Below are 24,023 nucleotides of genomic sequence, written 5' to 3' on the forward strand. Positions count from 1 at the left end.
CATGAGCGGGTGAGGGAGGTCGCATGCTGATCGGCGAACTGGCCGAGCGGGCCGGCACAAGCACCCGGACGCTGCGGTACTACGAGGCACACGGGTTGGTGCGGGCACAGCGCTCCGCCAACGGTTACCGCGTCTACGACGAGGCGGAGCTGAGGGTCGTACAGGAGATCCGGGCCCTGCTCGCCGTAGGCTTCGGCCTCGACGACATCCGCCCTTTCGTCGCGTGCCTCCGGGCCGGCAACACATCCGGCGACGTCTGCCCCGACTCGGTGGCCGTACTGCGGCGCAAGCTCGCCGAGGTCGACGCCTGCATCGACCGGCTCGGCGCGGTACGGCAGCAGCTACAGACCCAGCTCACCCACGCCATCGCGCACCGGGAGGAAACGTGCCTCAAGCTTCGAAGACCGGCTCCCTGATCACTGTCAGCGACGAGACCTTCGCCGAGACGGTGCTGACCAGCGACCGGCCCGTGGTGGTCGATTTCTGGGCGGAGTGGTGCCGACCCTGCAAGATGATTGCCAACAGCCTGGCCGAGCTTGCCGAGGAGTTCGGCGACCGGATGGTCGTGGCCACGCTCAACTCTGACGAGAATCCGAACGCCACCCGGACGTACGGCGTCATGTCGCTGCCGACCCTGCTTGTCTTCCGTGGGGGAGAGGTCGTCGGTTCGATCGTCGGGGCCCGGCCGAAGGCTTCACTGCGGCAGGCGTTGGCCGCGCATGGCGGGTTGTGACACCGTCGACGGTGGTTGTGACACCGTCGGCGGCCGCCGGCGCTCGGCGCTCACGCGGCCCGGCGACCGCAGGAGATCGGCGCGCCTGCGGTCGATCGTCGCCACCCCGGCCGTCGCGGCCATGAGGGCACCCGCCGGCGAGCAGCAGCATCCGGGCATCCCCGTGCCGCGTGACCTTCATCTGCCCGCCGCTACCTGCTGAGGCGCCGGATGAATGTATGGCGGGTGGACGGTGGCGGCTAACCTCGACGAGCGTGGTGGTACGGGCTGTCGTCTTCGACATCGGCGGAGTACTCGAGATCACGCCGGCGCTCGGCTGGGACACCGTGTGGGCGGACCGGCTCGGCCTGTCGCCGGCCGAGTTCTACGAGCGGACGTTCCCCGTGTGGCGGGCCGGCTCGATCGGCGCGATCTGCGAAGCGGACGTCCACCGGCGCCTGGGCGACCTCCTCGGACTGGCCGAGACACAGGTGGACGCCCTGATGAGCGACGTGTGGACCGAGTACCTGGGCAGCCTCAACGTCGAGCTCAGCGAGTACTTCCGGGGTCTGCGCCCCCGTTACCGCACCGCCATCCTCAGCAACAGCTTCGTCGGCGCGCGTGAGCGGGAGCATGAACGTTACGGTTTCGGCGACATCACCGACCTGATCGTGTACTCGCACGAGGTCGGGATGTCGAAGCCGGATCCGCGCATCTACGAGTTGACGTGCGGGCGGCTCGGCGTACGGCCCGAAGAGGCGATCTTCCTGGACGACGTGGAACCCTTCGTCGACGCCGCACGCCAGGCGGGTATGCAGGCCATTTTGTTCAAGAACAACGAGCAGGCGATCGCGGACATCGACGTCAGCCTGTGACCGTCGGGAGGGGTCGTGAGCGAACCGGACGAACTGATGGTCCGGATCGGCCGGGGGATCGAGCTGAGCCAGCGTGGTGACCGAGCTGCCGCCCGTGAGCTGTTCGCGCGGATCTGGGACGAGATCGGACCCGACGGCGACCCGTTGCACCGCTGCGCGCTCGCGCATCACATGGCAGACACCCAGGACGACGTGACCGAGGAGCTGGCCTGGGACCTGCGGGCGCTGGAAGCGGCCGATTCGATCACCGAGGAGCGGGCGCGGCAGGCCGGGGTCGCGGGCTCCGTACGCGGCTTCTACCCGTCACTGCATCTCAACCTGGGCGAGGCGTATCGCAAGCTCGGAGACCTCGAGCGGGCACGCCACCACCTCGAGCGGGGACGGGCCGCCGTCGACGCTCTCGGCGACGACGGGTACGGGCGGCTGGTCCGGGGCGCGCTGGATCGCCTTGCCGACCGGCTGGGGACGGTCTGACGCATTTCGGTGCGATTCGCTCCGAGACGCCGGGGTATGTGCTCAATGTGCCGTAGGAGTCAAGAAGCGAGAGGCGCGACCGTCATGGTGACCAGGGACGAGGTGCTGCCGTACCTCAACACGGTGGATTTCCCGGCGATGAAGGAGGACATCGTCCGCGAGGCCGAAAAGCTTGGTGCGCCGGAGCAGGTGCTGAAAGCGTTGCGGGGTATGCCGCCGGTTGACTACCGCAACAAGAACGAGGTGCTCCGCTCCGCGAAGACCGAAATCGCGGAAGAGACCGACGCGGAGAAGGCGGTCAAGGCACGCGACCACAAACACCAGCGGGTGGCCGAGTATCTGCGAAGCAGCTAGCTTCCGCGCGACCCCCGTACCGGTACGCCGATGGCACCGCGCTGGTGCCGTCGGCGTACCGGTACGCGGATGCGCCGCGACAACCGGCGAGCAGGACGGTCCCGCCGGATGATCGGCGCGATTTCTGGACCTCCTCGGGCACCGTATCGGCGACGTGGTCGCCGAGATCAAGTCAGCTGTTCCAGCGCGGTCAGGTAGGTGCCGTTCAGGTTCGCCGCAAAGCAATTACCGCACGTGCCGCGTATCCCACTCGGCGTTTCGCAAGCCGGATTACGGGCATGACCATGGTGTTCGACTGTCACTCGATCGGGTCTATTGTGGATCCCTTGGTCAAATTTATAAGGCTCGGTAACCGACGGCCGATTGTGGGAGCGCAGTGAGGACATGAGCAACAACGGAGATGACCAGTACTACTGGTGCCTTTCACATCACCGCGTCGAGAACAACGACAACATGTGCGCCGCGGTGGACCGACTCGGACCGTACGCGTCGGCTCAGCAAGCCGAGCAAGCGCTCGACCGAGTAAGACAACGAAACGAGACTTGGGATGCGGAGGACGCCCGCTGGAACGGAGAGGACGAGTAAGCGCTCTTGTTGTGACGCTTGCGTCGACCGATCAGCGAACGTCCCCGACGAGGGGGAAAACACGATGGCCGTAGCGAACAAGGCCACCACCAGACCGGCTGCCAAACGCGCGGCTGGCACGAGCACGACCAAGAGCACGGGTACCCGGACCGCGGCTGGCAAGGCTGCGACGGCGAAGAGCGCCGGCGCGAAGACGACCGCCGCGAAGACGACCGCCGCGAAGACGACTGCGGCGAAGACCGCCGCGGCGAAGCGGCCGGTCGCGGCTGCGGCCACCGGCACCCGCCGTGCGGCGACGGCTACGGCGGTGCGCGGCGCGGCCAGCGCCCGCAAGTCGACGCCGGCGACCAAGTCGACCGCCAAGACCGCTCCGGCGAGCAAGTCGACCGCCAAGACGGCCCCGGCGAGGAAGACCGTTGCCAAGAGCACCGCGACGCGTGCGACCGCGGCCAAGAAGGTGACCGCGCCGAAGAAGACCGCTGCGCCGAAGAAGACCACGGCCAAGGCGACCACGGCGACCAAGCCGGCCACCGTGGCGAGGAAGACCGCCGCGCCGAAGAAGGCGACCTCGGTCAAGGCGGCCACCGCCGTGAAGAAGACCGCCGCGCCGAAGAAGGCGACCTCGGTCAAGGCGGCCACCGCCGTGAAGAAGACTGCCGCGCCGAAGAAGGCGACCTCGGTCAAGGCGGCCACCGCCGCGAAGAAGACCGCCGCGCCGAAGAAGACCACGGTGGCGAAGAAGACCACGGTGGCGAAGGCCGCACCGGCTCGCAAGACGGCTGCCGCGACCAAGGCTCCACCGGCTCGCAAGACGGCTGCCGCGACCAAGGCCGCACCGGCTCGCAAGACCGCCGCCGCGACCAAGGCTGCGCCCGCCCGCAAGGCGGCCGCGTCGAAGGCGCCGGCGAAGAAGGCGACGACGGCGGCGAAGAAGGCGACGACGGCGGCGAAGAAGGCGGCGCCTACGAAGAAGGCGGCGCCTACGAAAAAGGCGACGACGGCGGCCAAGAAGACGGCTCCCGCCAAGAAGACGGCTCCCGCCAAGAAGACCGCTCCCGCCAAGAAGACGGCCACCGTGGCCAAGAAGACCGCTCCCGCCACGAAGGCGGCGCCTGCGAAGAAGGCGCCGGTCCGGCCGGCCGCGGTCAAGCGGGCGCCGGCGTCGGGTACCGCGACCGGTACGGCCGTGCCGGTCAAGAAGGCGGCGACCCGCAAGGCCGCCCCGGCGACGGCCAAGGCCGCCAAGGCGACCTCGGCCAAGACGACCCCGGCGAAGCCGGCTGCCACGAAGCCCGCCACCGTCAAGGCCGCTGCCACCGCCAAGAAGGCGACCGACACCGCCAAGAAGGCGACCGACACCGCCAAGAAGGCGACCGGCACCGCGAAGTCGGCGACCGGCACCGCGAAGAAGGCGGTCTCGAAGGCCACCAACACCGCGAAGTCGGCGGCGAACCTCGCCGCGAAGGCCGCGTCGGCCGCCGCCGCGAAGGTGGCCACCGCAGCCGCGGTGAAGGCCACCGAGGTGACCATGACGGCTGCCACCAAGGCGACGCGCGCCGCCGGCGTCAAGATCCCGGCTCAGCGCAAGGGCGCCAACGGCGGCAACGGGGCGACCCGCAAGCCGGCCACCGCCGGTAGCGCCGTCAAGGCGGCGAGCCTCCGCAAGTAGAACGGCTGCGGGACTCCCTGAGGTAACGACGGGTGGGGCGCCGTACGCGAGAGTGATAGGACATACCCTGTGGCTCTTCGACGCGTACGTGCGCCCCATCTCGATTTCGGCGCACTGCGCCGTGAGCTGAACCTGCCGGACGGGTTCCCGTCGGCGGCACAGCAGGAGGCGGAGCAGGCTGCCGCCGACCCTCCGAGACCGCCGGTCGATCGCACGGACATCCCGTTCGCGACGATCGACCCGGTCGGCTCGCTCGACCTGGACCAGGCGATGTGCCTCCAGCGCCGAAGCGGCGGCTACCGGGTGTACTACGCCATCGCGGACGTCGCGTCCTGGGTACGGCCCGGTGGCGCGGTGGATGTCGAGACGTGGAAACGCGGGCAGACGGTCTACTTCCCGGACGGGAAGGTGCCACTGCATCCGGCGCTGCTGAGCGAAGGCGCCGCGAGCCTGCTGCCCGGCCAGGACAGGCCGGCGGTGCTCTGGACGATCGATCTGGACGCCTACGGGGCGACCGTGGCCGTCGAGGTCGAGCGCGCGCTCGTACGAAGCCGGGCGAAGCTGGACTACGAGCAGGTGCAGTCCGACGTGGATGCCGGCCAGCCCGCCGAGCCGGTGGCCCTGCTGCCCGAGGTCGGCAAGCTGCTCATCGAGCGCGGTCTGGCCCGGGGCGCCATCAACCTGCCGATTCCCGAGCAGGAGGTCGAACGCGACGGTGCCGGCTGGCGGCTGCGGTTACGCGCGCCGCTGGTGGTGGAGGAGTACAACGCCCAGATCTCGCTCCTCACCGGGATGGCCGCGGCGAAAATCATGATCGACGGGCGGATGGGTCTACTGCGCACGATGCCGGCGCCCCTACCGGACGCGGTGGCCAGGCTGCGCGCCGCCGCGCCCGCCCTCGGTGTCCTCTGGCCGCACGGGGTGCAGGTGGGGGCGGTCATCGCGACGCTCGACCCGGCCGACCCGCGGGCGGCGGCCTTCCTCGACCAGGCGGCCGAGCTGATGCGGGGCGCCGGGTACCGGGCGTTCGCCGGCGAGGCCCCGGCGGACGCCGGACACGGGGCGGTCGCCGCCCCGTACGCGCACGTCACCGCGCCGCTGCGCCGCCTGGCCGACCGGTACGCCACCGAGGTGTGCCTGGCGCTGCACGCCGGGGTCGAGGCGCCGGAGTGGACGCGGCAGGCCCTGCCCCGGCTACCGGAGGTGATGTCGTCGACCGACCGGGTCGCGAACGCCGCCGAGCGGGGCGCGGTCGACCTGCTGGAGGCGGTACTGCTGCAGGGCCGGGTCGGTGAGGTGTTCGAGGCGGCGGTGCTCGACGTCGACCCCGCTCTCGTCGCGCTGGACGAGCCGCCGGTGCGGGCCCGCTGCGACGGCGACGGCCTGGTGGCCGGCGCCCGGGTACCCGTCCGCCTCGTCGAGGCCGACCCCGTAAAGCGGAAGGTCCGGTTCCACACCGCGCCGTGACCCGGTCGGGTGACGCCGCGGGCATGGACAGACCGCGGCCGGACCGGATATGACAAGAGATCCGGTCGATGACCCACGAGGAGGGTGACCGCGTGCCCGACGATCCGCAGTACGACGACATCTCGGTCGACGGTTCCGTCCCGGACCCCGCCGCCGGCAGCGCCTTCCGCGCCGCCCGTGACTTCCTGCTCGACCACCGCGACGACTACGAGATGGCCTATCGCGACTTCCGGTGGCCGAAGCTCGACACGTTCAACTGGGCCGTGGACTGGTTCGACGGCGTGCTGGCGACGGAGCGGCCCGACCAGACCGCGCTGTGGGTCGTGGAGGAGGACGGCAGCGAGGCCAGGCGGACCTTCGCGGAGATGTCGGCCACCGCCAGGCAGATCGCGGCGTGGCTGCGCAGCGTCGGTGTCCGACGGTACGACCGGATCCTGCTGATGCTCGGCAACCAGGTCGAACTGTGGGAGGTGATGCTGGCCGCCATCCGGATCGGCGCGGTGGTCATCCCGGCGTCGACGCTCCTCGGCCCGGACGACCTGGCCGACCGGATCGAGCGGGGCAACGTCGACCACGTGGTGGCCCGCAGCGTCGACGCGGCCAAGTTCGCCGACATCGGCGGCGCGTGGACCCGCGTCGCGGTCGGTGCGCCGGTCGCCGGCTGGCTGCGCTACGACCAGGCGTACGACTTCCTCGGAGACGAAGCGATCGAGGGCCGCAGCCGGGCCGACGACCCGATGCTGCTGTACTTCACCTCCGGTACGACGGCGCAGCCGAAGCTGGTGGCGCACACCCACACGTCGTACCCGGTCGGGCACCTGTCCACCATGTACTGGCAGGGCCTGCGCCCCGGCGACGTGCACCTGAACATCTCCTCGCCGGGCTGGGCCAAGCACGCCTGGAGCAACCTGTTCGCGCCGTGGAACGCCGGCGCGACCGTGCTGGTGGTCAACCAGGCCCGTTTCAACGCGCCCGCGCTGCTGGACGCGATCGTCCGCTGCGGCGCGACCACGTTCTGCGCGCCGCCGACGGTGTGGCGGATGCTCATCCAGGCCGACCTGGGGGCCTGGACGGTGCCGCTGCGCGAGTGCGTCGCGGCCGGCGAGCCGCTCAACCCCGAGGTCATCGAGCAGGTACGCGCGGCGTGGGGTGTCACCGTGCGCGACGGGTACGGGCAGACCGAGACGACGGCCCAGATCGGCAACCCGCCCGGCCAGCCACTGAAGCCCGGCTCGATGGGCCGGCCGCTGCCCGGATACCGGATCGTTCTGGCGGACGTGCTGACGGGGGAGCGGGTGCCGGACGGGGTGGAGGGCGAGATCTGCCTGGACCTCGACGAGCGTCCGGTCAGTCTCATGAAGGGCTACCTCGACGATGAGCACACCGCGCACGTGATGCGGGACGGGCTCTACCACACCGGGGACGTCGCGGTTCGCGAGGCGGACGGGTACATCACCTACGTCGGACGCACCGACGACGTGTTCAAGGCGTCGGACTACCGCATCTCGCCGTTCGAGGTGGAGAGCGCGCTGATCGAGCACGAGGCGGTGGTCGAGGCGGCCGTCGTGCCGTCGCCCGACCCGTTGCGGCTGGCGGTCGTCAAGGCGTACGTGATGCTCGCCGACGGCTACGAGCCGGGGCCCGAGATGGCGCGGGAGATTCTGCGGTTCGCACGTGGCCGGCTGGCGCCGTACCAGCGGGTGCGCCGGATCGAGTTCGCCGAGCTGCCGAAGACGATCTCCGGCAAGATCCGTCGGGTGGAGCTGCGCGGGGCGGAGAACAGCCGCACCCGCCGCGCCGAGCACGAGTACTGGGAGGACGACTTCCCGGAACTCAGGAACATGTGATGATCGCGACGCTCGCGATCCACGGCGCCGCTGCCGGTGCGAGACTGACGGCATGAGCTTCGACCCGACGACGTTGCCGGACGTGTCCGGGCTGACGGTTGGCATTCTGGGCGGCACCGGCCCGCAGGGGCGCGGCCTGGCGTACCGGTTCGCGCGCGCCGGTCAGAAGGTCCGCATCGGTTCCCGGTCGAGCGAGCGCGGCGCGCAGGCGGCCGCTGAGCTCGCCAAGATGCCCGGCGTGGTCAGCGGGCTGGTCAACGGCGAGCACGTGACCGGCGGCGACAACGCGTACGCCTGCGGCGCCGACGTGGTCATCGTCGCGGTGCCGTGGGAAGGCCACGGCGAACTGCTGTCCAGCCTCGCCGAGCACCTGGCCGGGAAGATCGTCGTGGACTGCGTCAACCCGCTCGGGTTCGACAAGCAGGGCCCGTACGTGCTGCCGGTACCGGAGGGCAGCGCCGCCGAGCAGGCGGCGGCCCTGCTGCCGGACTCGCGGGTGTGCGCGGCGTTCCACCACGTCAGCGCCGTGCTGCTGATCGCCCCCGAGGTCGCCGCGATGGACCTGGACGTGCTCGTCCTCGGTGACGACCGGGAGGCCGTGGCCGTGGTGCAGGCGCTCGCCGGCCGTATCGACGGCATGCGCGGCCTGCACGCCGGCCGACTGCGCAACGCCTCCCAGGTGGAGGGGATGACGGCCAACCTCATCGCCATCAACAAGCGGTACAAGGCGCACGCCGGCGTACGCATCACCGACGTGTGAACGACGACCTCGGCGAGCCACTGTCGCTGGCGGGGCCACCCCGGCGGGTGGTCTCGCTCGTGCCGTCGCTGACCGAGGCCGTCGCGGTCAGCGCGCCGGGCCTGCTGGTCGGCGCGACCGACTACTGCACGCACCCGGCGTCGCTTCCGGTCGCGCGGGTCGGCGGGTCGAAGTACCCGTCGGTCGAGGCCGTCCTCGCCCTGACGCCGGACCTGGTGCTCGCCAACGCCGAGGAGAACCGGCCCGAGGACGTCGCCGCGCTGCGGGCCGCCGGGGTGCCGGTGTGGGTGACGTTCCCGCAGACGGTGGACGAGGCGTTCGGTTCGCTGGAACGGATGCTCGCGGTGCTCGGTGTGGCCCGGCCGGCCTGGCTCGACGCGGCGCGGGCGGCCTGGGCCGCGCCGCCGGAGTACGCCCTCCGGGTCGTCGTACCGGTCTGGCGTCGCCCCTGGATCGTCCTCGGTGGCCGGACCTTCGCCGGTGACGTGCTGGCCCGGTTCGGCCTCGTGAACGTCTACGCCGACGACGCCGAGCGCTATCCGCGCCCGAAGCTGGCCGACATCCGGGAGTCCGACCTGGTCGTCCTGCCCGACGAGCCGTACGCGTTCACCGCCACCGACGGTCCGGAGGCGTTTCCCGGCCGACCGTGCGCGCTCGTCTCCGGCCGGCACCTCACCTGGTACGGCCCCTCGCTCGCCGAGGCCCGTGCCGTCCTCTCCCGGCAGCTGTCACCGCACGCCTGGGTACGCTGCACCGCGTGACGCCCGTATTCGATCCCTGGTCACCGGAGTTCGTGGCCCATCCGTACGACGTGTACGCCCACCTGCGCGACCACGAGCCGGTCAGCTGGTTCGAGCCCACCGGCCAGTGGCTGATCTCCCGGTACGCCGACGTGAACGCGCTGCTGCGCGACCGCCGGCTGGGGCGCACGTACCTGCATGTGGCGAGCCACGCCGAGATGGGCCGGCCCGATGACCCGGCGTACCTCGACCCGTTCTGGCGGGTCGTACGCGCGGGCATCCTCGACATGGAGCCGCCGGACCACACCCGGCTGCGGCGGCTGGTGTCGCAGGCGTTCACGCCGCGCCGGGTGGAGGCGCTCCGGCCGACCGTGCAGCGCATCGCCGACCGGCTCGTCGACGAGTTCGTCGCCGACGGCGGGGGAGACCTCATCGCACGGGTCGCCGAACCGCTGCCGGTGACCGTCATAGCCGAGATGCTCGGCGTACCGGAGTCCGACCGGCACCTGCTGCGCCCCTGGTCGGCGGACATCTGCGGGATGTACGAGCTGAACCCGTCGCGGGAGGTCGCCGACCGGGCGGTGCGCGCCTGCGAGGAGTTCTCCGCGTACCTGCGGGGGCTGGCGGCGGCGCGCCGCGCCGACCCGCGCGACGACCTCATCACCGCCCTGACGCAGGTCGAGGGGCTGACCGAGGACGAGCTGATCGGCACCTGCGTCCTGCTGCTCAACGCCGGCCACGAGGCCACCGTGAACACGACCGGCAACGGCTGGTGGGCGCTGTTGCGCAACCCTGGTGAGCTGGCGCGGCTGCGGGCTTCGCCGGACCTGTTGCCGACGGCGATCGAGGAGCTGATGCGCTACGACACCCCGGCGCAGATGTTCGAGCGCTGGGTGCTCGAGGACATCACCGTGCGGGGCGTCGACATCCCGCGCGGCAGCGAGGTCGCGCTGCTGTTCGGGTCGGCGAACCACGACCCGGCCGTGTTCACCGACCCGGCCCGCCTGGACCTCGGCCGTACCGACAACCCGCACATCAGCTTCGGCGCCGGCATCCACTACTGCCTGGGCGCTCCGTTGGCGCGCATCGAGCTGACGGCGTCGTTCGGCGCGCTGCTGGCGAAGGCGCCGGCGATGAAGCTGGTCGAGGAGCCGGCGTGGAAGCCCGGGTACATCATCCGGGGCCTCGAGGCTCTGCCGGTCGAGATTTAGCCGATCTTGGACACTTGTGCGACCTATGGCTCGCACAAGTGTCCAAGATCGCGCAGAAGAGCTAGTGGAACGTGTGCTCCGCCGCCGGGAACGCGCCGTCGCGTACCTCGTCGGCGTAGCGGCGGGCCGCGTCGGTCAGCACCCCGGCCAGGTCGGCGTACCGCTTGACGAAGCGGGGACCCTTGCCGGTGCGCAGCCCCGCCATGTCCTGCCAGACCAGGACCTGGGCATCGGTGTCCGGACCGGCGCCGATCCCGATCGTCGGGATGGGAAGCTCGTGCGTGATCTCCTTGGCGACCTCGCCGGGCACCATCTCCAGGACCACCGAGAACGCGCCCGCCTCGGCCACCGCGTGCGCGTCGGCCAGCACGTCGGCGCCGGCGTCGCCGCGACCCTGCACCCGGTACCCGCCGAGGGTGTGCTCGCTCTGCGGGGTGAAGCCGATGTGCGCCATGACCGGGATGCCCGCGCCGGTCAGCGCGGCGATCTGCGCGGCGCAGCGGCGGCCGCCCTCGAGCTTGACGGCGTGGGCGCCGCCCTCCTTCATGAACCGCACCGCCGTGCGCAGGGCCTGCGCCGGGCCCTCCTCGTACGAGCCGAACGGCAGGTCGGCGACGACGAGGGCGCGCTTCGTGGCGCGGACGACCGCGCGTACGAGCGGGAGCATCTCGTCGACGGTGATCGGCAGGGTGCTCTCGTAACCGAACACGTTGTTGGCCGCGGAGTCGCCGACCAGCAGGACCGGGATGCCGGCCTCGTCGAAGATCGAAGCGGTGTACTGGTCGTAGCTGGTGAGCATGGCCCACTTCTCGCCACGGTCCTTCGCGGTGATCAGGTCGCGCGTGCGTACCCGTCGGTTGGTGACTCCGCCGTAGAGCGACGCCACCTCAGGCTGGGACATCGTCGTCTCCCTCACGCTCCTCGAGGCCCGCTTGCCGGGTCCCCGGGCTATCGGGTCGATCGTCGCACCGATGCCGTCCACGCGCGTACGCCCGATGCGGAATTTCACAGCGGCGTCAGCTGGCTCCCTCCCGGAAGCGGTTGGTGATCGGCAGGCGCCGGTCCCGGCCGAACGCCTTGATGCTGATCTTCGGTCCGGGCGCCGACTGCCGGCGCTTGTACTCGGCCAGGTCCACCATGCGCAGGACCCGGTCGACCAGCGCCGGGTCGTGGCCGGCCCGGACCAGGCCGTCACGGCCGAGGTCGCCGTCGATGTAGCCGGCCAGGATCGCGTCGAGCACGGCGTAGTCCGGCAGCGAGTCGGTGTCGAGCTGGCCGGGGCGAAGCTCCGCGCTCGGCGGCTTGGTGATGGAGTTCTCCGGGATCGGCGGGGTCTCGCCACGCCGGGCCGCTTCGGCGTTGCGCCACTGCGCCAACCGCCACACCATCGTCTTCCACACGTCCTTGATCGGGTTGAAGCCGCCGACCGAGTCGCCGTAGAGCGTCGAGTACCCCACCGCCAGCTCGCTCTTGTTGCCGGTGGTGAGCACCAGGTGGCCTTCCTGGTTGGACAGCGCCATCAGGATCACCCCGCGTACCCGCGCCTGGAGGTTCTCCACCGCCACGCCCGACAGCGACATGTTGGCCTTGAACGCGTCCACCATCGGCTGGATCGGCACGACCCGGTAGTCCAGCCCGGTGCGCTTGGCCAGGTCGGCGGCGTCGTCGCGGGAGTGCTCCGAGGAGTACGTGCTGGGCAGCGACACTCCGGCGACGTTGTCCGCGCCGATCGCGTCGCAGGCGATCGCTGCGACGACCGACGAGTCGATGCCGCCGGACAGCCCGAGCACCACCGACGGGAACCGGTTCTTGCGGACGTAGTCGCGCAGGCCGAGCACGAGCGCCTGCCACACCTCGGCTTCGTCGGTCAGTCGCTCGGTGACCGTCGGCGGCAGCAGCGCGCCCGACGGCGCCCGCAGGTCGCCGGCCAGTTCGAGGCGCTCGACGGCCATCTCGCCGAAGTCACCCACGGCGTCGCTGGTGGCCGCCGGCAGGTCCAGATCGAGGACGAGCAGGTGCTCGGCGAACTGGGGCGCCCGCGCCAGCAGCGTGCCGTCGGCCGCGACGACCATCGAGTCGCCGTCGAAGACCAGCTCGTCCTGGCCGCCGATCACGTTGACGTACGCGACGACCGAGTCCGCCTCGGCCGCCCGGCGCCGCACCAGCGGCAGCCGGACGTCGTCCTTGTTCAGCTCGTACGGCGAGCTGTTGATGTTGACGACCAGCCCGACGCCGGCCTGCCCGGCGACCGCGAACGGCCCGCCCGGCTGCCAGATGTCTTCGCAGACCGTGAGCGCGACGTCCACCCCGGCGATGCGCACGATCTTCAGGGTGTCGCCGGGGATGAAGTACCGGTCCTCGTCGAAGACGCCGTAGTTGGGCAGGTGGTGCTTGAAGTACGTGGTGACGACCTGCCCGCCGTGCAGCAGGGCGAGCGCGTTGCGCGGGCCCCGGCCGGGGTCGGCGTCGGCGCCGAGCTTCGCCGGCCCGTCCGCGTCGAGGTAGCCGACCACCACCGCGACGTCGCCGAGGCCGTCGGCGGCGAGGTCGGCGGCGAGCCGGTGCAGGGCGGTCCTGGACGCGGCCACGAACGACTCCCGGAACACCAGGTCCTCGACCGGGTACCCGGTGAGCATCATCTCCGGGAACGCGACGAGCTGGGCGCCCGTGTCGGCGGCCCGGCGGGTGTGCTCCCGCACGATCGCGGCGTTTCCGGAGAAGTCTCCGACGGTCGGGTCCACCTGGGCTAGAGCGATGCGGAGCTGCGGCATCTATCCATCTTCGCGCAGCCGGTAACGGGCCTGCGAGATCCCCTCCCCGCTGGCGATACCGGGCGAATACTGCGGCTCGAGGCGTGGCCGTAACGTGGTCGTAACAAGGGCGGGCAAGACTTTGCCCGGAATGGCCGACTCGACCAGGGGAAACACCATGGACCGTCAGCAGGAGTTCGTCTTGCGCACCCTCGAGGAGCGCGACATCCGGTTCGTGCGCCTGTGGTTTACCGACGTGCTGGGCACGCTCAAGAGCGTCTCGGTGGCGCCGGCCGAGCTCGAGGCGGCGTTCGAGGAGGGGATCGGCTTCGACGGCTCGGCCATCGAGGGCTTCGCCCGGGTGCACGAGTCGGACATGGTGGCCATGCCCGACCCAACCACGTTCCAGGTCTTCCCGTTCGAGGGCGGGATCAGCGGCGAGAGCGCCCGGATGTTCTGCGACATCCTGCTCCCCGACGGCTCGCCGGCGTGGGCCGACCCGCGGCACGTGCTGCGCCGGGCGCTGTCGCGCGCCGCGGAGAAGGGCTTCACCTTCTACACCCACCCGGAGATCGAGTTCTTCCTGCTGGAGAACGTGCCCGCCGACGGCAGCGTGCCGCGGCCGGTCGACACCGGCGGCTACTTCGACAACACCACCCACGCCGCCGCGCGGGACTTCCGCCGCCAGGCGGTGCTGTCGCTGGAGCGGATCGGCATCTCGGTCGAGTTCAGCCACCACGAGGTCGCGCCCGGTCAGCAGGAGATCGACCTGCGCTACGCCGACGCCCTCGCCACGGCCGACAACATCATGACGTTCCGCCACGTGATCAAAGAGGTCGCGATCTCGCACGGGGTGCACGCGACCTTCATGCCCAAGCCGTTCTCCGACCAGCCGGGCAGCGGGATGCACACCCACCTGTCGCTGTTCGAGGGCGAGCGGAACGTGTTCCACGACCCGGGCGACCCGATGAAGCTGTCGAAGGTGGGGCGGGGGTTCATCGCCGGCCTGCTCACACACGCCCGCGAGTACACGGCGATCACCAACCAGTGGGTCAACTCGTACAAGCGGCTGTTCCCGCAGGTCCTGCCCGACCGGATCACCGAGTCGCCGGCGTACGTGTGCTGGGGGCACCTCAACCGCAGCGCCCTGGTCCGGGTGCCGGCCTACGGCAAGCCCAACTCCGCGCGGGTCGAGGTGCGCTCGCTGGACTCGGCCTGCAACCCCTACCTGGCGTACGCGGTCCTGCTCGGCGCCGGCCTGAAGGGCATCGAGGAGGGGTACGAGCTGCCGCCGGGCGCCGAGGACGACGTGTGGGCGCTGTCGGACGCCGAGCGCAGGGCCGCCGGGTACCAGGCGCTGCCGGAGAACCTGTCCGAGGCGCTCGACGTGATGGCCGGCTCCGAGCTGGTCGCCGAGGTCCTCGGCGAGCACGTGTTCGACTACTTCCTCAAGAACAAGCGCACGGAGTGGGAGGAGTACCGCCGCGTCGTGACGCCGTACGAGCGGGAGCGCTACCTGACGATGCTGTAGCCCGCTCGATTGCGGGTACACCGACGGCATGGCTACGCAGGTGCAGGTGGTGATCGACTGCGCGGACCCTGCCAAGCTGGCCGAGTTCTGGGCGCTGGCGCTCGGGTACGAGGCGGACGAGGCGGACGAGGCGCCGACACAGGACGACCGCGTCCGTACGGTGCTCGACCCGGCCGGCGCCGGTCCGCCGATCTGCCTGCGGCAGGTGCCCGAGCCCAAGGCCGGCAAGAACCGGGTCCACCTCGACCTGCACGTCGGCGGTGGAGCGGGCACGCCCGCCGACACCCGCCGGGAGCGGATCGAGGAGGAGGCCGCGCGGCTGGAGACGTTCGGCGCTGTGGCGCGGCGCGCCGCCGCCGACGGCGACACCCATCGGATGATCATGCAGGACCCCGAAGGTAACGAGTTCTGCCTGTACTAGTACGGCGCTCCGGGGTGAGCCGGGCCACCGGCTAGCCTCATGGGTGTGAGCAGCGAGGTTGAGGACCGCCGGGCACCGGCACCGCGGGGGCGCCGGTGCCTGGTCGTCGAGAACGACCCGACCGACGACGTCTGCCGGCTGGGCGACTGGCTGACCGAGGGCGGGCTGGAGCTGGTCGTCCTGCGCGCCCACGCGGGGGAGGCGCTGCCCGACACCCTGGACGGGTACGCGGGGCTGGTCGTGCTCGGCGGCGAGCAGGACGCCTACCCCGGCCCGGACGGCGAGCGCGACGCGCCGTGGTTCCCCGCGCTGGACCGGCTACTGCGCAAGGCGGTACGGGAGCGGGTGCCGACCCTCGCGGTGTGCCTGGGCGCGCAGCTGCTCGCGGTCGCCCACGCCGGCACGGTCGAGCGCAGCCCGGCCGGCCCGGAGATCGGCGCCCGGCTGGTCGCCCGCCGCGACCTCGCCGACCGCGATCCGCTCTTCGCCGATGTGCCGTTCGCGCCGGACGTGTTCCAGTGGCACGTCGACGAGATCACCGAGCTGCCGGCCGGCGCCGTGCTGCTCGCCGCCTCCACCAACTACCCGCATCAGGCGTTCCGCCTCGGCGACGCGGCCTGGGGCCTGCAATTCCACATCGAATGCGACATCGAGATGCTCGCGAAGTGGACCTCCGACGGCCTCGACGTGCTGGCCGACCTCGGCCAGGACCCGATCGAGCTGCTGGAGGCTTTCGACGCCGTGCTGGACGACGTCGCCGACGTCTGGCGGCCGTTCGCGCTGCGGTTCGCGTCGCTGGCGCTGACCGGGCCGGGGGCTGCGAATTCCCGGCACCTTCCGCTGCTCGGCGCATGACGGTGGAGCAGCGCGCGAGTAGGTGGGCGTCATGACGCGACCGGCGAGCGTGGCGGCGCGGTTGGCGCGCTGCGGCTTCGCCGACGGCGCCCGGGCCCGGGAACTGCTGGGGCCGCAGGGCCTCGGGGTATGGTCCGACCCCGACCACCTGCCGGTCGACGGCGCCGAGGCGCTGCTGGACTCCTTCGCGCGGGCGGCCGACCCCGACCTGGCGCTGCTGCAGTTGGAGCGGATGGTCGAGGCCGAACGGCGGGCCGGCCAGCCCGCGGTCCTCGACGCCGCGCTGTCCGACGCGCCGCTGCGGGAGCGGCTGATCCGGGTCCTGGGCACGTCGGCCAGCCTCGGCGACTACCTCGTCGCCAACCCGGGGGAGTGGCGGGTGTTCGGCGAGACCGAGCCGGTCGCCCCCATCGCCGGCGACGCGTCGGACGTACCGGCGCTGCGCCGCGAGTACCGGCGCAGTCTGCTGCGGATCGTCGCCGCGGACCTGACCGACGGGGTCGACCTGGAGCAGACCATGGGTGACCTGTCGGCGCTGGCCGACGCGACCCTGCAGGCCGCGCTCGCCATCGCGGCGGCCGAGCAGCCCGCGCAGGCGAAGGCCTGCCGGCTCGCCGTCATCGCGATGGGCAAGTGCGGCGGCCGGGAGCTCAACTACGTCAGCGACGTCGACGTGGTGTTCGTCGCGGAGCCCGCGGGCGACGACGGCGACACCGACGAGGCGCTGCGCGCGGCGGCGGACCTGGCCAGCCGGATGATCCACATCTGCGGGCTGGTGGCCTGGCCGGTCGATGCGGCCCTGCGGCCGGAGGGCAACCGGGGGCCGCTCGCGCGTACCCTCGCCTCGCACCTGGCCTACTACCGCAAGTGGGCGAAGACCTGGGAGTTCCAGGCGCTGCTCAAGGCGCGCCCGGCCGCCGGCGACCGCGCGCTCGGCGAGCGGTGGCTGGCCGAACTCCAGCCGCTGATCTGGCACGCCGCCGAACGGCCGGAAGCCGTCGACGAGGTACGGGCGATGCGCCGGCGCATCGTCGACGCCGTACCCCGGGACGAGCTGGACCGCGAGATCAAGCGTGGTCCCGGTGGCCTGCGCGACATCGAGTTCGCGGTGCAGCTTCTGCAGCTCGTGCACGGCCGCGTCGACGAGTCGCTGCGCTCACCGTCCACCTTGGAGGCGCTGCGGGCGCTCACCGACGGCGGCTACGTGGGCCGGGCCGACGGCGAGGCGCTCGGCAAGGCGTACCGGTTCCTGCGTACCGTCGAACACCGGCTGCAGCTGCAGAAGCTGCGGCGTACCCACACCGTGCCCGACGACCCGGCGGCGCTGCGCTGGCTCGCCCACGCCCTCGGCTACACCAGCGGCCCCCGGCGCGACGCGGTCGAGGCGTTCCACGCCGACTGGACCCGCCACGCCGGTGACGTCCGCCGCCTGCACGCCAAGCTGCTCTACCGGCCGCTGCTGGAGGCGGTGGCCCGGGTGCCGTCGGACGAGCTGCGGCTGACGCCCGAGGCGGCCGGGGCCCGGCTGAAGGCGCTCGGTTTCGCCGACCCGGCCGGGGCGCTGCGCCACATCCAGGCCCTCACCGGCGGGGTGTCGCGCACCGCGCTGATCCAGCGCCAGCTGCTGCCGGTACTGCTCAGCGAGTTCGCCGACGCGCCCGAGCCGGACCGGGGCCTGCTGGCGTACCGGCAGGTGTCGGAGAAGCTCGGCAGCACGCCGTGGTACCTGCGGCTGCTGCGCGACGAGGGGCCGGTCGCGATGCGGCTGGCCCGGCTGCTCGGGCTGTCGCGCTACGCGACCGACCTGCTCAGCCACGACCCCGAGGCGCTGCGGCTGCTGGCCGACGACACCGAGCTGGCGCCCCGCTCGACCGAAGCGCTCTGCGACGGCTTCCTGGCCGCCGCCGCCCGCCACGCCGACCCGGAGCAGGCGATCGCGGCCGTACGCGCGCTGCGCCGCCGCGAGCTGTTCCGGGTCGCCTGCGCCGACCTGCTCGGCCTGCTCGACGTCACCGCGGTGGGGGAGGCGCTCGCCGGCGTGACCGACGCCACCCTCGCCGCGGCGCTCGCGATCGCGAACCCGGCCGGTGTGCCGATCACGATCATCGGCATGGGCCGGCTCGGCAGCGCCGAGATGAGTTACCCGTCCGACGCCGACGTGCTGTTCGTGTACGAGCCACCGGCCGGCACGCCCGACGACGCCGCCAGCGCGGCCGCCCACGCCGTCGCCGAGGAGCTGCGCCGGCTGCTGTCCATGCCGTGCCCCGACCCGCCGCTCGGCGTCGACGCCGGCCTGCGGCCGGAAGGGCGGCAGGGCCCGCTGGTACGCAGCCTCGACGCCTACCGCCGCTACTACGCCCGGTGGTCGAAGGTGTGGGAGTCCCAGGCGCTGCTGCGTGCCCGGTTCGTGGCCGGCGACCCCGACCTCGGCGCGCGGTTCCTGCGCCTGGCCGACTCCGTGCGCTACCCGGCCGGCGGGCTGTCGCGGGAACAGGTGACCGAGATCCGCCGGATCAAGGCGCGGGTCGACAGCGAGCGGCTGCCGCGCGGCGCCGACCCGGCGACCCACACCAAGCTCGGCCGGGGCGGGCTCGCCGACGTGGAGTGGACCGTCCAGCTGCTGCAGTTGCGGCACGGACACGACGTCGCGGGGTTGCGGACCACCCGTACCCTCGAAGCGCTGTCCGCCGCCACCGACGCGCGGCTGATCGACGCCGGTGACGCCGCCGCGCTGGCCGCGGGGTGGCGCCTGGCCAGCCGGGTGCGCAACGCGCTGACGCTCGTCCGCGGCCGGCCGGTCGACCAACTGCCGCGCCACGGCGTCGACCTCGCCGGCGTCGTCTCGGTGCTCGGTGACACGACGGTCGAGGACCCCCAGGAGTTCCTCGAGGAGTATCTGCGGACGGCACGGCGGGCACGGCAGGCGGTGGAACGGGTCTTCGATGCGGGTTAGGTTGACCGCCGGCGCCACGGCGCTGGTCTTCTCGATCATCTATCTCCTGGCGCCGGCGATGGGTACCGACCTGTCGGCGCAGGTGGCGCGGGCCGGCTTCGTTACCCGCCACGGCCTCGCGCCGATCGACTTCGGCTGGTACGGCGGCCAGCGTCAGTTCGGCTACAGCCTGCTCACCGCGCCGCTCGGCGCGCTGGTCGGGGTACGGACGTTAGGCGCGGTCGCGGCCGTCGTGTCGGCCGTGGCCTTCGCGTACCTGCTGGACCGCTGGCGCGCCCACCGACCGATGCTCGGCGGCGTGCTCGGCGCGCTCGTGCTGGTGGCCAACCTGGTCAGCGGCCGTACCACCTTCGCCGTGGGCACGGCGTTCGGCCTGCTCGCCCTGTGCGCGGTGTCGGCGTCCCGGCCCGGGCGGGTCGTACGCCTGGTCCTCGCCGCGGTGTGCGCGGCGCTCGCCACCTGGGCGAGCCCCCTCGCGGGCCTGTTCAGCGGCCTTGCCGGTGGCGCCCTGCTGCTCGCCGGGCTGGTCCGCAAAGACGGCCGGTGGCGGTCCGACGGGCGGCTCGCCGAGAGCCTCGTGCTGTGCCTGGCGCCGGTGGCGGCGCTGTTACCGATGACGGTGCTGTTCGGCAACGGCGGCGTGCAGCCGTTCACCGCCGACTCGATGCGGGTCAACGTCGCGCTGACGGCGGTGGCGTTCGCGATGGTGCCGGCCCGCCAGCGCGCTCTGCGGTTCGGTGCGGTCCTCACCGTCGCGCTGCTCGTCGCGGCGTCCTACGTGCCCACCCCGATCGGTTCGAACGCGCTGCGGCTGCCGATGCTGTTCGCGCTGCCGGTCATCGCCGCGTTCGCCACGCTGGATCGGCGGTGGCTGGCCGCGGCGCTCGTCGCGCTCGTGTGGTGGCAGTCCCCGGTCGTCATCTCGGACCTGAGGCGGACCGGTTCGCCGGAGGCGCACCCAGGCTTCTACCAGCCGCTGCTCGACGAGTTGGCCCGGCGCGCGCCGGTCGGGCGGGTCGAGGTGGTGCCGCTGCAGGACCACTGGGAGACGGTGTACGTCGCGGCGCACGTCCCGCTGGCCCGTGGCTGGGAACGCCAGTCCGACGTCGACCGCAACCCGCTGTTCTACCGCCTGACGCTCGACTCCGGCGCGTACGCCGACTGGCTGCGCGGCAACGCCGTCAGCTACGTGGCGCTGGCCGTCGACAGCGACCCCGACACGTACGGGCAGAAGGAGGCCGCCCTGGTCGCGTCGGACCCGCCCTACCTGCGGGAGGTGTGGAGCGACCAGACCTGGCGGCTGTACGCCGTCGTCGACCCGGCCCCGCTGGTCGACGCTCCCGGGCGCCTGGTGGCGTCGGCGCAGGACGGGGTGACGCTGGCCACGGATCGTCCCGGTGATGTCAAGGTCCGGGTGCGCTGGTCGGGCTGGTTGAGCGTGGACGGGCCGGGTGCCTGTCTCGCCCCGGCGGCCGACGGCTGGACGACGGTGCGGGTCAGCCGCCCGGGACGGTACCGGCTGACCAGCGCGCTGCGGCCGGGACCGCGCTGCTGACCGGTCCGGTCGGTGGCGCGACGGGTTTCGTCGGCTCGATGTCGGGGCAAGAGAGCCGGGTCCAACCTGGGGTGAGGAGGCCCGATGTCGACCGACGCCATCGTGATACTGAAGGAAGACCACAAGAGGATCCGCCGGCTGTTCAAGGAGTTCCAGCAGTCCAGCAAGGGCGCGCGGACCACCCGCGGGAAGCTCGTCGATCAGATCGTCGAGGAGCTGACGGTCCACACCTACCTCGAGAACGAGGTCATGTACCCCGCCGTCCGCAACGCCATCCCGGACCTCACCGACGACGTGCTCGAGTCGTACGAGGAGCACCACGTCGCGGACGTGCTGTGCATGGAGCTGGCCGGTATGGAGCCGACCGACGAGCGCTTCGACGCGAAGACGACCGTCCTCATCGAGAGTGTGACGCACCACATCGATGAGGAGGAGCAGGACTGGTTCCCTAAGGTCCGCGAGGCCCTGGGGCGCAAGGAGCTCCAGCAGCTGGGTGAGGCGATGATCGCCAAGCGCGACGACGCTCCCCGCCGGCCGTCCCAGCCGAGCGCGCTGAAGAAGGCCGTCGACGCGGTGATCTCCTAGTCCTCATGATCCTGAAGGATTTTCCGTGTCCCAGCACGGAAAATCCTTCAGGATCACTGGAGGACGAGCTTGTGGCGTGACTCGCGCTCGATGGTGGCGCGGTCCCAGCGCATCGGAAGCGTCTTTCCGGTGCGCCACAGCTCCAACTGATCGGAGTAGTGCGGGCTGAACGCGTGCCCCGACTGCCCCAACAGCTGCACCCAGCGGGAGCTGTTCAGATCGGACAGGTCGACGGCCATGCGCATCGACGGTACCCAGATGACGTCGTACCCGTCGGGGGCGTTCCAGCCGGTCGCGTCTACGAGGGAGCTTCCGCCGGACGTACGCACCGGGCCGACGTTGAACAGCCACTCGACCGGTGCGATCCCCGACGTGCCGAAGGTCTGGTTGCGGACCGTGAGCCGGTGCAGCGCGCCCCAGCGCCAGCCGGCCGGATCGGCGCCGAGCCGGCTCGACAGCTCGTCGGCCGCGTCGCGCATCGCCGCCGCCACGACCTCCTCGCGGGTCGTCGGCTTCCCGTTACTCGCCCACCACGCGGACGAGGGGTCGTCGATCAGTCCGCGTACCACCTCGAACCACCGGTCGTTGCCGTCCGGCCGCTGGTCGGCGGGCAGTTCGTCGAACAGCCGCGACAGCAGGTGGCGCCAGACCGCGTTGTAGTACGCCGCCGCCGCTGAGCTGCGTCCCTGTGCCGAGCCGGGCGCGCCGTCGGCCGGCTGCTGGAAGTCCCAGCCCCGCAGCAGCGCCTGCGCCTTCGCCGCCGCGCCGGTCACCCGTGCCTCCAACAGCAGGGGTACGAGCGTGGGCGCCATCCCGTTGCGGGCGTCCAACTGCATCCGGGTGACGTCGGCGACGCTGACCTTCTTACCGGCGCCGTCGATCATCTCCTTGATCCGCCCGGCCCGGTAACCGTAGGCCCAGTCGTCGGTCAGCAGGTACGGGTACGACGGCCCGATGACGGCCTGGTTGGCGGTCACGATGTAGCCGGCTGCCGGGTTGTACACGCTGGGCAGCGCGTCGAAGGGGATGAAGCTCTTCCACTCGTAGCTGGAGTCCCAGCCGGCTGCCGGCCAGCGCCCGTCGCCCTTGCCTCGGACGGGGATGCGGCCGGGCGACTGGTATCCGATGTTGCCGTCCACGTCGGCGTAGATCAGGTTCTGTGCCGGGACGTCGAACTGCGACGCCGCCTTCCGGAACTCCGACCAGTTGTGCGCCGCGTCGAGGGCGAACAGGGCGTCGGCCGTGCGGCCGGGATCGAGGGCCGTCCAGCGCAGCGCGACCGCGTACGCCGGGGTCTGCTTCGTGGCGGTGCCGGTGGGCTCGCCGTGCGCGTCGACCGGTGCGGCGGCGCCGATGCCGCGCAGTTCCGCCGACGCGTCCGACAGGAGCGGCCCGTCCTTGCCGGTACGCACGGTGATCGTGACCGGCTTGCCGCCCGCGACCTTGATCGTCTCCTTGCGGGTGGACAGGTCCCGCCACTGCCCGTCGACGAGGTACCGGTCGCCGTCGACCTTCTCCAGGTACAGGTCGGTGACGTCCGGCCCCAGGTTGGTGAAGCCCCACGCGATGCGGTCGTTGTGCCCGATGACCACGCCGGGCAGCCCGGAGAAGCTGAATCCCTCGACCTGCAGGCCGCAGTCGCAGTGCAGTCCGATCTGGAACCAGACCGACGGCGCGCTCGGACCGAGGTGCGGGTCGTTGGCGAGGATCGGCTTGCCGGTCGCGGTCCGCGAGCCGGCGATGACCCACGAGTTGGAGCCGATGCCGGTGCCGTTCGTGCCGAGCAGCGTGGGTATGCGCGCCAGGTCCCGGCTCACCGCGTCGAGCGGGGCGGCGTGGTAATCGGCCGGAGCGACCGGTACGCCGACCCCGCCGCCGGCCCCGGTGGCCGCCGCGCTCGCGCCGCTCGCGGTGAACGTCCCCGCCGCGACCGTCCCGCCCGCGACGATCGTCGTGTTCCGGTCGAACGGGTAGGCCGGGTACAACTGCTCCACTTGGGCGCGGGTCAGCCCGGCGCCGAGCAGCGCGGCCCGATCGATCTCGTCCGACATGTTGCCGCGCAGGTCCCAGGCCATGGCCTTCAGCCAGGCCAGGCTGTCGACGGGGGTCCACGGCTCGATGGGGTACTCGCTGTTGCGCAGGCCCAGGACGGCGTACTCCAGGCTCGCCCGGCTGCCGTTGTGGTCGCGCAGCCAGGCGTTGACGCCGTCGGCGTACGCCGTGAGGTACGTGCGGCTGTCCGGGGACAGCAGGTCCCACTCCTGCCGCGCCACCCGGCGCCAGCCCATCGTGCGCAGGTACGTGTCGGTGGCGACCTGGTCGGAGCCGAACAGTTCGGACAGCCGCCCGGCGGTGACGTGCCGGTGGAAGTCCATCTCCCAGAACCGCTCCTGGGCGTGCACGTAGCCCTGCGCCCGGTACAGGTCCTCGGCGGTGTGGGCGTAGATCTGCGGCACCCCGTGGTCGTCGCGGTACACCGTGACCGGGGCGGACAGCCCTCCCAGCCGCGCCACGCCGTCGTACTGCGCGAAGGACCGCCGTACGGTCCAGACGCCGACACCGGCTCCGACGACCGCGACGACGAGCAGCCCGATCAGGGTGCCGACCAGGACGCGCAGCCAGCGGCGTCGACGGCGCGGAACATGGACATCATTCACATCGCAGGACTCTAAAGGAGCG

Annotated in this window: 21 protein-coding genes; 17 read left to right on the plus strand and 4 right to left on the minus strand. The window is 71.8% G+C overall.

Annotated features, from left to right (window positions below; translation table 11 throughout):
* Positions 1 to 23: 23 nt before the first annotated feature.
* From HC031_RS07860 to HC031_RS07880, 5 genes are all read left to right on the plus strand, one after another.
* A complete protein-coding gene (locus tag HC031_RS07860) occupies positions 24 to 416 on the plus strand; it encodes a MerR family transcriptional regulator (RefSeq protein WP_167924552.1) in 393 nt (130 codons plus the stop codon).
* On the plus strand, positions 386 to 733 hold the full coding sequence (gene trxA / locus HC031_RS07865) for a thioredoxin (RefSeq protein WP_167924553.1): 348 nt from the start codon (positions 386 to 388) through the stop codon (positions 731 to 733). Before HC031_RS07860 ends, trxA begins: the two co-directional genes overlap by 31 nt.
* Before the next feature lie 254 nt (positions 734 to 987).
* Positions 988 to 1,587 carry an HAD-IA family hydrolase gene (locus HC031_RS34295; protein WP_205862443.1) on the plus strand — a complete coding sequence of 200 codons (600 nt, stop codon included), beginning with the start codon at positions 988 to 990 and terminating at the stop codon, positions 1,585 to 1,587.
* A 15-nt stretch (positions 1,588 to 1,602) separates the two neighbouring features.
* A complete protein-coding gene (locus HC031_RS07875) occupies positions 1,603 to 2,061 on the plus strand; it encodes a hypothetical protein (protein ID WP_338090534.1) in 459 nt (152 codons plus the stop codon).
* 84 nt (positions 2,062 to 2,145) lie between these two features.
* On the plus strand, positions 2,146 to 2,415 hold the full coding sequence (locus HC031_RS07880) for a DUF2795 domain-containing protein (protein ID WP_167924555.1): 270 nt from the start codon (positions 2,146 to 2,148) through the stop codon (positions 2,413 to 2,415).
* A 423-nt stretch (positions 2,416 to 2,838) separates the two neighbouring features.
* On the opposite strand, the gene HC031_RS32455 is transcribed toward HC031_RS07880, so the two are convergent.
* Positions 2,839 to 3,684 carry a hypothetical protein gene (locus HC031_RS32455; RefSeq protein WP_205862444.1) on the minus strand — a complete coding sequence of 282 codons (846 nt, stop codon included), beginning with the start codon at positions 3,682 to 3,684 and terminating at the stop codon, positions 2,839 to 2,841.
* Here HC031_RS32455 and HC031_RS32460 point away from each other — a divergent pair.
* From HC031_RS32460 to HC031_RS07910, 6 genes are all read left to right on the plus strand, one after another.
* Positions 3,644 to 4,669 carry a hypothetical protein gene (locus HC031_RS32460; RefSeq protein WP_205862445.1) on the plus strand — a complete coding sequence of 342 codons (1,026 nt, stop codon included), beginning with the start codon at positions 3,644 to 3,646 and terminating at the stop codon, positions 4,667 to 4,669. The two genes, HC031_RS32455 and HC031_RS32460, sit on opposite strands and share 41 nt — an antisense overlap.
* Positions 4,670 to 4,738: 69 nt before the next feature.
* Positions 4,739 to 6,136, plus strand: a complete 1,398-nt coding sequence (locus HC031_RS07890; protein ID WP_167924556.1) for an RNB domain-containing ribonuclease — start codon at positions 4,739 to 4,741, stop codon at positions 6,134 to 6,136.
* Positions 6,137 to 6,204: 68 nt separating this feature from the next.
* Positions 6,205 to 7,983 carry an AMP-binding protein gene (locus HC031_RS07895; protein WP_167924557.1) on the plus strand — a complete coding sequence of 593 codons (1,779 nt, stop codon included), beginning with the start codon at positions 6,205 to 6,207 and terminating at the stop codon, positions 7,981 to 7,983.
* 52 nt (positions 7,984 to 8,035) lie between these two features.
* A complete protein-coding gene (gene npdG / locus HC031_RS07900; RefSeq protein ID WP_167924558.1) occupies positions 8,036 to 8,743 on the plus strand; it encodes an NADPH-dependent F420 reductase in 708 nt (235 codons plus the stop codon).
* Positions 8,740 to 9,504 (plus strand): helical backbone metal receptor, encoded by a 765-nt coding sequence (locus HC031_RS07905; RefSeq protein WP_167924559.1) that lies wholly within the window; start codon positions 8,740 to 8,742, stop codon positions 9,502 to 9,504. Before npdG ends, HC031_RS07905 begins: the two co-directional genes overlap by 4 nt.
* Positions 9,501 to 10,694: a cytochrome P450 gene (locus tag HC031_RS07910; RefSeq protein ID WP_167924560.1), complete on the plus strand. Its 1,194-nt coding sequence runs from the start codon at positions 9,501 to 9,503 to the stop codon at positions 10,692 to 10,694. Before HC031_RS07905 ends, HC031_RS07910 begins: the two co-directional genes overlap by 4 nt.
* A gap of 61 nt (positions 10,695 to 10,755) precedes the next feature.
* On the opposite strand, the gene panB is transcribed toward HC031_RS07910, so the two are convergent.
* Together panB and HC031_RS07920 are read right to left on the minus strand one after the other, a co-directional pair.
* Positions 10,756 to 11,595, minus strand: a complete 840-nt coding sequence (gene panB, locus HC031_RS07915) for a 3-methyl-2-oxobutanoate hydroxymethyltransferase (RefSeq protein ID WP_167924561.1) — start codon at positions 11,593 to 11,595, stop codon at positions 10,756 to 10,758.
* Between the two features lie 115 nt (positions 11,596 to 11,710).
* Complete coding sequence (locus HC031_RS07920; protein ID WP_167924562.1) at positions 11,711 to 13,465, minus strand: NAD+ synthase; 1,755 nt, start codon at positions 13,463 to 13,465, stop codon at positions 11,711 to 11,713.
* 157 nt (positions 13,466 to 13,622) lie between these two features.
* Between HC031_RS07920 and glnA the strand changes: the two genes are divergently transcribed.
* From glnA to HC031_RS07950, 6 genes are all read left to right on the plus strand, one after another.
* Entirely contained in the window at positions 13,623 to 14,975 is a 1,353-nt protein-coding gene (glnA, locus tag HC031_RS07925; RefSeq protein ID WP_167924563.1) for a type I glutamate--ammonia ligase, read from the plus strand.
* Between the two features lie 28 nt (positions 14,976 to 15,003).
* Entirely contained in the window at positions 15,004 to 15,396 is a 393-nt protein-coding gene (locus tag HC031_RS07930) for a VOC family protein (protein WP_167924564.1), read from the plus strand.
* Positions 15,397 to 15,441: 45 nt separating this feature from the next.
* On the plus strand, positions 15,442 to 16,251 hold the full coding sequence (locus tag HC031_RS07935) for a type 1 glutamine amidotransferase (protein WP_338090535.1): 810 nt from the start codon (positions 15,442 to 15,444) through the stop codon (positions 16,249 to 16,251).
* 31 nt (positions 16,252 to 16,282) lie between these two features.
* On the plus strand, positions 16,283 to 19,204 hold the full coding sequence (locus HC031_RS07940) for a bifunctional [glutamine synthetase] adenylyltransferase/[glutamine synthetase]-adenylyl-L-tyrosine phosphorylase (protein WP_167924566.1): 2,922 nt from the start codon (positions 16,283 to 16,285) through the stop codon (positions 19,202 to 19,204).
* Entirely contained in the window at positions 19,194 to 20,759 is a 1,566-nt protein-coding gene (locus HC031_RS07945; protein WP_167924567.1) for a hypothetical protein, read from the plus strand. Before HC031_RS07940 ends, HC031_RS07945 begins: the two co-directional genes overlap by 11 nt.
* 84 nt (positions 20,760 to 20,843) lie before the next feature.
* On the plus strand, positions 20,844 to 21,344 hold the full coding sequence (locus HC031_RS07950) for a hemerythrin domain-containing protein (RefSeq protein ID WP_167924568.1): 501 nt from the start codon (positions 20,844 to 20,846) through the stop codon (positions 21,342 to 21,344).
* Between the two features lie 53 nt (positions 21,345 to 21,397).
* Here HC031_RS07950 and HC031_RS07955 read toward each other — a convergent pair whose 3' ends face one another.
* Positions 21,398 to 24,001, minus strand: a complete 2,604-nt coding sequence (locus HC031_RS07955; RefSeq protein WP_420813612.1) for a penicillin acylase family protein — start codon at positions 23,999 to 24,001, stop codon at positions 21,398 to 21,400.
* Positions 24,002 to 24,023 lie beyond the last annotated feature (22 nt).

This window comes from Planosporangium thailandense (assembly GCF_011947195.1).
Taxonomy (GTDB): Bacteria; Actinomycetota; Actinomycetes; order Mycobacteriales; family Micromonosporaceae; genus Planosporangium; species Planosporangium thailandense.